Raw genomic sequence first — 9,203 nt, 5'->3', positions numbered from 1 at the left:
GCGGGCGCGGGGGCGAGTCCGGGGGGGGCGCGGGACGCGCCCTACCGCAGACCGGTTCGATAGGCCTCCGCCTGGATCCCGTACAGCTGTGCGTAGTGCCCTCCGAGTGCGATCAATTGGTCGTGGGTGCCGAACTCGGTGACGCGGGCGCCGTTCAGCACCAGGATGAGATCGGCCGCCCGGACGGTGGAGAAGCGGTGCGACACCAGCAGGGTCACCCCGCCCGTGCCGGACCGGGTGCCGCTGCGGGCGAGCACGGCGTAGCGGTCGAAGAGCGCGTGCTCGGTCTCGGCGTCGACCGCGGAGGTCGGCTCGTCCAGGACGGTGAGCAGCGGTTGTTCCCGCATGAAGCCCCGGGCGAGGGCGACCCGCTGCCACTGGCCGTGCGAGAGGTCCACTCCCTGCGGCCAGCCGGCGCCCAGCCGGGTCTCCGCTCCGTCGGGCAGGGCCCGCGCGATGTCGTCCGCCCCGGCCCGCTCCAGCGCCGTGCCGACGGCCTCCGGGTCGTCCGCGCGCGGCAGGTCGCCGATGCCGACCGAGGTCCGCAGCCGGAACTCGAAGGCGAAGAAGTCCTGGAAGGTACCGGTCACCCGGCGGCGCCAGGAGACCGGGTCGGTGCGCGCGAGGTCCTGGCCGTCGAGGGTGATCCGCCCGGAGGTCGGCGGATACAGACCGCACAGCAGTTTCACCAGGCTCGACTTGCCGGCGCCGTTCTCGCCCACGACCGCGACCACGGCTCCGGCCGGCAGCAGCAGGTCGATCCCGTCGAGGACCGGGCGGTCCGTCCCGGGGTAGGCGAAGGTGACCGCGTCGAGCCGGATGCCCTCGGCCAGGCGCTCCGGTGCGGACCACTCGGCTTCCGCCCGGTGCTTCGCGGCGTAGTCCTCCAGCCAGGCCAGCTTGCGGGAGCAGTCGAGCCAGATGGTCCGGAAGAAGTGCAGCTGGGTCATGGTCTGGCCGATGTACCCGGAGAGCCGGCTGCCCGCCGCGAGGACGAGCAGCACGGCGGCCGTGCGGTTCGCGGCGTGCGCCGCCGTGTAGGCCAAGGCCGCGATGAAGGCCGCCGCGAACAGGGCCTGCGCGCCGGCCTGCCAGGCGGTGCTGACCCAGCGGGCGCGGGCGAGCGGGCGGTGGCCCTGCTCCCAGGCCCGGTGCCGCAGGCGCCGGACCAGCGGGCCGGTGCGGGCGACGCGCAGTTCCTTGCCCGCCGTCGCGGAGGTGGCCAGCAGGAACAGGTGGCGGGCGAGCCGGCCGTGCCGGGCGCCGGCCTCCTCCACCCGCTTCTCCGCGGCGGCCCGCCGGCCCGAGACGAGGAGCGTCGGCAGCGGGAAGAGGCCGAGCAGCACCAGGAGCGGGTTCACCGAGGCCAGCAGGCCCAGGGTGATCGCCGCCCGGAGCAGCACTCCGATGAGGGTGAACAGGTGCCGGTACAGGTCGCTGAGCGCCGAGGCGTGGTCGCGCAGTACCGAAATGCGGTCGAGCTGGGCGGGCCGCTCGTGGTGCTCGATGGTGGCCACGCCGGCCTGCAGCTCGGCGATGTGCGACTCGACGACGACGGCGGCCCGGTCGGCGAAGCGCTGGTTCACCCGAGAACTGACCGTCTCGAGCAGCCAGTTGCCCGCCGCCATGGCGGCGAGGAGCCCGCAGCCGGCGGCGATCTGAGTACCGCTGTGGGCGATCACCGCGGTCGCGAAGGCGGTGAGTCCCCAGGCGAACATCGCATCCGGCACGGCGCTGAGCACCTCGGTGCAGAAGGCCGTGACGATCATCGCGGGGCTGGAGCGCCAACCCATGCGCAGCGAGCGGCCCAGGGAGCGCCAGGCTCCGGGCAGCGGGTCGAGTTCGTCGGCGGTCACGGCCGGACCTCCTGTCCGTGGTCGTCCTGGGTGCTCCCGGCCGAGCGCGTGGCCGGCACCAGGCTGTCTGCCGGTTCGGTGCCGTCCGCCGATTCGATACCGTCGGCGGCCGGCTCGTCGAAGCGGGAGGCTTGCAGGGTGTAGAGGTCGTGGTAGCGGCCGTGGGCGGCCATCAGCTCGGCGTGGCTGCCGAGTTCGACGATCCGACCCTGTTCGAGCACGCAGATCCGGTCGGCCTGGCGCACGGTGGAGAACCGGTGCGAGATCAGCAGGGTGGTGACGCCACGGGTGGCGCGCAGCAGGCGTCCGAAGATCTCGGCCTCACCGCGCACGTCGAGCTGCGCGGTGGGCTCGTCCAGGATCACCAGGCCCGCCCCGGAGCGCACGGCGGCCAGCGCTCGGGCGATGGCCACCCGCTGCCACTGGCCGCCGGACAGCTCGGTGCCGCCCTCGTACTCGCGGGCGAGGACGGTGTCGAGCGGCGCGAGCCCGAGCCCGCCGGCCTCCCGCAGCACGTCCTCCACCACGTCGTCGTCCGCTCCGAGCGGGGCGACGTTGTCCCGCAGCGGCAGGTGGTAACGGAGGAAGTCCTGGAACACCGCCGCGACCTGCCCGCGCCAGGACTCCAGGTCGAACTCGCGCAGGTCGGTGCCGTCCACCTCGATGGCCCCGCCGGTCGGGTCGTGCAGCCGGCAGAGCAGCTTCGCCAGCGTGGTCTTGCCTGCCCCGTTGACGCCGACGACGGCGAGCGAGGTGCCCGCCTCGATCGTCAGGTCGACCCCGTCGAGGACCGGTCCGGTGCTTCCGGGGTAGCGGAACTCGACCCCGCGCAGCCGGATCCGGGCGGCGGGCAGGCCGGCCGCCGCCTTCGTGCCCGACGGCAGCCGGCCGACCTCGGCCATGGACTCCCGCAGGGCCAGCGCGGTCGCGACCGATTCGGCGGTCGGCGGCAGTGCCCAGTTGATCCCGCCGAAGGCCACGGCCGAGACCCCGAGGGCGGCCTGGGCGAACATCGCCGCCCGGCCGACCGACAGATCGCCGGCGGTCGCACGCTGGGCCAGCGACCAGAACAGCAGGCCGTTGGCGGCCAGCAGGACGAGCACCGCCCAGCCCACCGGCCTGCGCCGCAGCCGGGTCGCCTGCCCGCGCAGGTCGCCCAGCTTGCGGCGGTGCGCGGTGAACCGGGCGACGGTCCACTCGCTCAGCCCGAAGATCCGCAGCTCCTTGGCCGCCGGCGCGGCCACCGCCAGGCGGTAGGAGTAGTCGGCCTCGCGTTGGGCCGCGAGCACCTCCTCCTCGGTCCGGTCCCAGGAGCCGCTCTCACGCAGCAGCCAGTGCGTGGACAGCCAGGCGCCGGTGAGCAGCGGGGCGGCCCACCAGCTGTAGTCGAGCAGGACCACCGCCTGGGCCAGCCCGGCGGCCGCCTCGACCAGGCCGCCGGCGATCAGCCCGATCGCGATGACCATCGGCGGGCCGGACATGCCCTGGTCGAAGTCCTTGGCGAGGGTGAGGCGTTCGGTGAGCTCCCGGGACTCCAGGTGGGCGAGCGCGGGCGGTTCGGTCGACGCGCCGGCCAGCACGTCCTGCAGCCGGTCGGACATCCGCTCGCCCAGGCTGCTGCTGACCTGGGCGTGCACCGGGGCGAGCAGTTGGACGAGCACGAACGCGACGCCGAGGGCCGCCAATGGGCCGAGGTAGGACCGGCCGACGTCGAGCGCCCCGACCAGTCGGCCGGTCAGGACGGCGAGGACCGCCGGCAGTGCGCCACGGCTCGCGATCAGGCACCACCAGGCAATGCCCAAGCGTAGGTGGGTCCGGGTGAGGAAGGCGAAGAGGACGGGCTCCTGCCGACGCCGGATCGCGGCGATCACCGCTGCCTCGCAGTGAAGGGGGTGCACATGCGGTTCGTCGGTCCTGTCTGGGGAGGAGGCGGTCGGTACGGTTCCCGGACGGCGCCGGGGGCCGCCCGAGTGGCAGCGCGTGCGCCGGTCGGCACGTAAAGGGGTGACACGTCACGTGGTGGCACGTCACGCGGTGGCACGTCAGGTAGCCTCCTTTGCGGCGGACTGGTGCCGACCCGGCGCCGGGGCGTCACCCAGGTGCAGGCAGGCGGCGGTGAAGACCTCGCCCACGACCATCGCGGGGCGCCCACCGATGAACACCCGGTAGACGCGCTGAGCACCGGTCACCGTCCGGTCCGGTCCACGGTTCGGCCCGCAGTCCGGCCCGCGGCCCGACCCCGGGGCCCGCGCCCACGCATGCGCCTGGTCCAGCGGGTCGGCGCGCTCACCACCGAACAGCACGCGGACGCAGAGGAGTTCACGGAAGGTCTCGATCCGCCGACGGCGCAGCACCCGGCCGATCGGCTCGCTGGTCGTGGTGAGGTCGCGGTGCACCGGTCCGGGCAGCGCGTCGGTCGACAGCACGGACCGGGCGCGGACCAGGGTGGTGCCGGAGCCGGCGGCGACCAGCTGCGTGGAGCGGGTCAGCACGGGGCCGGTGCCGGGGCCGGGGCCGTCCGCCAGGGCGGCCAGCGCCCCGGCGGGCGCCGGACCGCCGTGCCGCAGCCCGGCGAGCCGGATCGGCCCGCCGAGCAGTTCCTCCAGCAGCGTGGTGACGGTTCCGTCGGTGGTCACGAGCAGTCGGCCGAACGCGCTCAACCGGTCGACCGGGAGCTGTCCCGCCGCAGGCCCGGCGGGGCTCACCGGTCGTCCTGCGGCGGCTTGCGCAGCGCCTTCCCGGTGGCCGACCGCGGGATCCGGTCGACGGGTTCGAAGGTGCGCGGCATCTGCTGGGGGGCCAGTTCGGCGCGGCACCAGTCGACGAGACCGCTCAGCACCGCACCGGGGCGCAACACGACCCGGGCGACCGGGACCTCGCCGCGCATCTCGTCGGCCTCGGCGGCGACGGAGACGTCGAGGACGCCGGGGTGCCGGGCGATCACCTGTTCCACCTCGGCCGGCGAGACCTTCTCCCCGGCGACGTTGATGACGGCGGCCGCTCGGCCGTACAGCAGCAGCCGGTCCGGTGAGGTGACCGACCGCCGGGCCAGGTCGCCGGTGCGGTACCACCCGTCGGGTCCGGCGACGGGCACCAGCCGGCCACCGGTCCCGGGTCCGAACCGCCCGAGGGCGAGTGAGGAGCTCTGCACCTGGAGCTCCCCTTCCGTGAGCCGGACCCGCACGCCGGGCAGCGGCTCCCCTAGGTCACCGGCTTCCTGACCGGGCTCGACCCGGGTGAGGGTCATCGCGCCGGCTTCGGAGGATCCGTAGCAGTTGTAGAGGGGCAACTCTGCCATGCCGCCTTCGCGTTGCCGAACGGCCGGGGGCAGGGCGGCCCCGGCCGAGACCGCGGCGTTCAGCCGGGCCAGGTCCTGGGCGACCGTCCCCTGCCGCCCGGCCCCCTGCGCCAGCAGGCCGTAGTGGGCCGGCAGTGCGATCAGGGTCCGGGCGTCGACCGCCCGCACCGCTGCGGCGCAGGCCGAGGGCAGGCACCTGCTCGGCAGCAGGCGCACGGGGGCACCCGACACGAGCGGTCCGAGGAGGCCGTAGTTGAAGCCGTAGGCGTGGAACGTCGGCGCGACGCAGACCACGGCCGCGTCGGGCCGGTAGCCGAGGAAGTCCGCGACCCGCCGGGCGTCCGCGAGCACGGCGGCGCTCGACCGGACGACCGCCGTCGGCACTCCGGTCGAGCCGGAGGTGAAGAACACCTGCGCGTCGGCCGGCAGGCCGCTCGCCGCCTCCGGGCCGTCGGCAACGCGAACGGACCCCAGGTACGGCGACTCGTCGGCGCCGGGCCGGACCGCGGCGCCGGGCCCGGCCGGGCGCGCCCCGGTCGCCGGGTCGCGGTGCAGCAGCGGGAGGCCGGCCCGGTCCGCGGCGAGGGTCAGCAGGACCGTCGCCACCGGGTCCCGGGTCTCGACGACCACGGCGCCGCCCGCGTGGCGCCGGAGCAGCGCCTCGGAGAGTTCCGCCGCCACGGCCAGCAGCTCGTCACGGCTCCACGAGCGGTCGCCGGTGATCAGCGCGGGATCGGTGGCGCGGCCGGCGGCCGCGGCGACCGCGGCGAAGATTCCCGGCGACATCATGACGGCTCCTGGAGTGCGGTTTCGGCTGGGGGCGGACCGGGTCGGTCAGCCTCGCGCGACGATGTAGTCGGCGATCTTCGCGGGCGTGCTGAAGCTCTCCACCGTGAGTTCCTCGTCGGGGATCGTGAGGGAGAACTCGTTCTCGATCCAGACCAGGAGTTCCAGGACGCCGAGCGAGTCGAACTCGGGGTGGTCGCGCAGGTCCGTGTCGGCTTCCGGGGCGGCGTCGCGCAGCGCGGGAATCACCTCCCGCAGGCGCAGCGAGATCGCGTCAAGGATGTGCTGACGTTCTGCCATTCCTAGTGACCACCTGTCTGGTTGGGTGTGGTGGGGCGGGGGTGGAGCCGGGGCGGGTCCGCGTTCAGGCCGTGGCGGTGAACCCGAGCTCGGCGTCGCGCACGGCCGTCAGCAGCGCGCGGTACGCGTCGGCGGCCGGCCCGTCCGGCAGCAGGTTCTTCCAGGGCTTCGCCGGGCTCGCGAAGTGCAGCACCGCGGCCGTCTCCTCCAGCCGGACGAGGTCCTGCAGGGGCACCAGGTCCTCCGTGGTGTAACGGACCCAGGGGGTCCGGAGCAGCGCCGACAGCGGGAAGGCGTTCCAGCGCGGGTCCAGCCGCTTCCACTGGTCCGCCGCGGCCCAGTTGAGTGCGTCCTGGTCCCAGAGTCGGATGTGCTCCGGGTGGGCGGCGATGAACTCGACCGCCCGGGCGAACAGCCGTTCCTCCCGGCAGCGGGCCGGATCGATCAGCAGCACTCCGGAGTTGAAGTACTCCTGCTCGGGCGGGATGCCGAGCTTGGACCAGCCGGGCAGGGCCCGGCCGCGTCCGACGACCGGGTTGAGCGGGTCCCGCACGGCGGCGATCGGCCGGCCGTCGAGCCCGGTGTCGAACAGCGCACGCAGGTCCCCGCGGACGACCAGGTCCGCGTCGAGGTAGAGGATCCGCTCGCCGTCGAGGTACAGCTCGGGAATGACCAGGCGCAGGTAGTTGGCCTGGGCCCCGCCGAACGCGGTCGGGTAGCGGATCGGCTCCAGCCGGACGGGGCGCAGCCGCACCCGCAGGCCGAGAAGTTCCGCGTGCCACCACAGCCGCTCGATCGTCGGCGGTGAAAGCTCCTCGTAGAGCACGTCGATCGACAGACGATCCGTCAATTCCGAATTCGACACACGGAGCGAGTGCCATGCCACGGTGAGCGGGAGGCTGTAGGACTCGTCGATGGCGAAGACCAGGCGGGTCGCTTCTCCGTCGTTCGAAGGCATTGTTTCGGGCACAGGCGCTCTCCCCCGGATTCACGGCAAAGGATGGGTTCCGCAGCGAACACCGCCGGGCTCCGCCGACCGGCCCCATGACGCGGCTGGTGTCGCAACTACGGCTCCACCTGCGTCGGCTGACTGTTCGGCGAGCCCCGTGAGCGATCACGTGAACCTTCCCGGAAACTATGATCCGGGCCGTCCGCCGCTGTCAACAACCGCTTGTGCAGCATTCGCGGACGGGTTGGTCGTCATCCGAACTGACTGATTGACAGCTCCCGTGGCCTGAGCCATAGTTCCGTGAACGGTCACGTGAACGATCACGGATAGCACTGTCCACGCACTCCGATAGCCCGCTCCGGTGTTCCGCACGGTCCACGCAGTCCGGAAGTACGGGCCGGATCGCGGACCCGCCGGAACACCGAGCCGGATCGCGCCGGCGCAGACCCCGCGACCCGGACCCTGCCATGCGAGGCGCGCCGCACACCGGACCTGCTCACCATCCCTTTCCCGCCGCGGACACCGCTCGCGTTCGGGCACGTCACGAGAATCGAGGGAGTCATGACACGGCCTCGGACGGCACGGGCTGACCGGCCGCTCCCCGCTCCCGATCCCGCCGCCCTGCCCTCGCCGGCGACAGCAACAGCGACGGGTGGGCCGGCCGACCGGCTCGCCGAGGCCGTCGCCCGGGTCCGCCTGGTGCCCGACCGGTACCGCGAGTTCCGCCAGGACGGGCGTCAGGCGGCCCGCGAGCACGGCATCGGCCCGGACCTGATCGAGGAGCTCGGCGAGGCCGGACTGCCCTCCCAAATCCGCTACGGCGTCGACTACTTCGACCGCGTGGACCTGGCCAACATCGCGCTGGCGCTGCGCCTGCCCAACGCGCGCACCCTGGCCATGCGCGGCTGGGCGAAATCGCTGCGCACCGCGTCCGGCGCGGCCGCCGGCACCTTCGAGGTCGAGGTGCGCGCGCACTGCCCGCAGCCGGGGCACCCCGGCGAGTGTGAGTACACCCGCAGCGAAGCCCTGCGCTTCCTCGACGGTTACACCCCGGCGGCCGTCCCCACTCTCGGGCAGCTGCGCCACCGGGCCACCGCAACCGAGTCCACCGGGCGGCTGCCCGAGGCGGTCGCCGGTCTGCTGCGGCCGTTGCACTTCCAGCTGCTTCCGGAGCCGCTCCGCGCCGACCTCGGCTTCCTGGCCGAGACCGGCCTGGCCGACTGCGACCTGGCCGCCCTCTACCTGACCCGCGAGGCCGGCCGGCTCGGGCTGGCCGCCCGCTACGGCTTCGGGTTCTTCCTCGCCGCGCCCTACTCGATCATCCACGCCTGGACGGAGGTGCTCGACGGCGGCGAGTGGCACGCCTTCGACCCGCACCTGCTCAACCTACTCGGCGACTGGTCACTGCTCGACCCCAAGGAATGGCCGTCCCACCGGTCGATCGGGAGCTGCACGGCGCGGGTCAGCAACCACCACCTCTGGTTGACCACCCATCACGGGGCCTGCGCCCCGCTGTCGCTCGCCACCCACTGGGCCGAGGCGGACGCCTCATGAGCGACCGACCGCGGAACGCGGACCGGCCGGTCCGGATCGTCCTGGTGGGCGCCGGTGCGATGGGCCAGGCCTGGGCCCGGGCGCTGCACGGGCACCCCCGGTGCCGGCTCGCGGGGATTGTGGATGCCGATCCGCGCCGGGCGCGCGGGCTGGCGCTGCGCCTGCGGCTGCCGGAGCTTCCGGTCGGCACCGCGCTGGACGCGCTGCCCGCAGTGGCAGCGGACGCCTGCGTCAACGCCACCCCGCCGCAGGTCCACCGCTCGGTGATCACCGAAGCCCTCGGCAGCGGCCTGTCGGTGCTGACCGAGAAGCCCTTCGCCATGGACGCCTACGAGGCGGCCGAGCTGACCAGGGCTGCCGAGCGCCACGACCGACTGCTGATGGTCAGTCAGTCCCGCAGCCTTCAGCCCGGCGTGGGGGGCGGGCGGGGGGGCCGCGCCCCCCGGGGGGGGCGGGGACG

The 9,203-nt window shown here is 73.9% G+C and carries 8 protein-coding genes; 2 read left to right on the top strand and 6 right to left on the bottom strand.

Going from position 1 to position 9,203, the window contains the following annotated elements; genetic code table 11:
• Positions 1–41: 41 nt before the first annotated feature.
• The 6 genes from SM793_RS35700 to SM793_RS35675 form a co-directional block, all read right to left on the bottom strand.
• Positions 42–1,856, bottom strand: a complete 1,815-nt coding sequence (locus SM793_RS35700) for an ABC transporter ATP-binding protein (RefSeq protein ID WP_320443301.1) — start codon at positions 1,854–1,856, stop codon at positions 42–44.
• Positions 1,853–3,754, bottom strand: coding sequence for an ABC transporter ATP-binding protein (locus SM793_RS35695; RefSeq protein WP_320443300.1), 1,902 nt, complete (start codon positions 3,752–3,754; stop codon positions 1,853–1,855). The genes SM793_RS35700 and SM793_RS35695 overlap by 4 nt, the downstream gene beginning before the upstream one ends.
• 144 nt (positions 3,755–3,898) lie before the next feature.
• Complete coding sequence (locus SM793_RS35690) at positions 3,899–4,561, bottom strand: hypothetical protein (RefSeq protein WP_320443299.1); 663 nt, start codon at positions 4,559–4,561, stop codon at positions 3,899–3,901.
• Positions 4,558–5,943 (bottom strand): long-chain fatty acid--CoA ligase, encoded by a 1,386-nt coding sequence (locus SM793_RS35685; RefSeq protein ID WP_320443298.1) that lies wholly within the window; start codon positions 5,941–5,943, stop codon positions 4,558–4,560. Before SM793_RS35685 ends, SM793_RS35690 begins: the two co-directional genes overlap by 4 nt.
• 45 nt (positions 5,944–5,988) lie before the next feature.
• Positions 5,989–6,240 carry an acyl carrier protein gene (locus SM793_RS35680; protein WP_320443297.1) on the bottom strand — a complete coding sequence of 84 codons (252 nt, stop codon included), beginning with the start codon at positions 6,238–6,240 and terminating at the stop codon, positions 5,989–5,991.
• Positions 6,241–6,304: 64 nt separating this feature from the next.
• Positions 6,305–7,198 (bottom strand): glycosyltransferase family 8 protein, encoded by an 894-nt coding sequence (locus tag SM793_RS35675; RefSeq protein ID WP_320443296.1) that lies wholly within the window; start codon positions 7,196–7,198, stop codon positions 6,305–6,307.
• Between the two features lie 552 nt (positions 7,199–7,750).
• Here SM793_RS35675 and SM793_RS35670 point away from each other — a divergent pair.
• Both SM793_RS35670 and SM793_RS35665 read left to right on the top strand, forming a co-directional pair.
• Positions 7,751–8,743, top strand: coding sequence for a transglutaminase domain-containing protein (locus tag SM793_RS35670; RefSeq protein ID WP_320443295.1), 993 nt, complete (start codon positions 7,751–7,753; stop codon positions 8,741–8,743).
• Positions 8,740–9,203, top strand: a 464-nt coding sequence (locus SM793_RS35665; protein ID WP_320443294.1) for a Gfo/Idh/MocA family protein, incomplete at its 3' end; no start/stop codon positions are given. The genes SM793_RS35670 and SM793_RS35665, both read left to right, overlap by 4 nt.

Origin of the sequence: Kitasatospora purpeofusca (assembly GCF_034043715.1) — a bacterium.
Classification (GTDB): domain Bacteria; phylum Actinomycetota; class Actinomycetes; order Streptomycetales; family Streptomycetaceae; genus Kitasatospora; species Kitasatospora purpeofusca_A.
Note: the sequence above shows the minus strand (reverse complement) of the source record. Positions and strands in the feature narration are given on the sequence as shown.

What these genes read in the sequence shown, in the direction of transcription:
- SM793_RS35685 (WP_320443298.1), bottom strand. Translation starts at nt 5,943, where the DNA reads ATGATGTCGCCGGGAATCTTCGCCGCGGTCGCCGCGGCCGCCGGCCGC.
- SM793_RS35680 (WP_320443297.1), bottom strand. Translation starts at nt 6,240, where the DNA reads ATGGCAGAACGTCAGCACATCCTTGACGCGATCTCGCTGCGCCTGCGG.
- SM793_RS35675 (WP_320443296.1), bottom strand. Translation starts at nt 7,198, where the DNA reads ATGCCTTCGAACGACGGAGAAGCGACCCGCCTGGTCTTCGCCATCGAC.
- SM793_RS35670 (WP_320443295.1), top strand. Translation starts at nt 7,751, where the DNA reads ATGACACGGCCTCGGACGGCACGGGCTGACCGGCCGCTCCCCGCTCCC.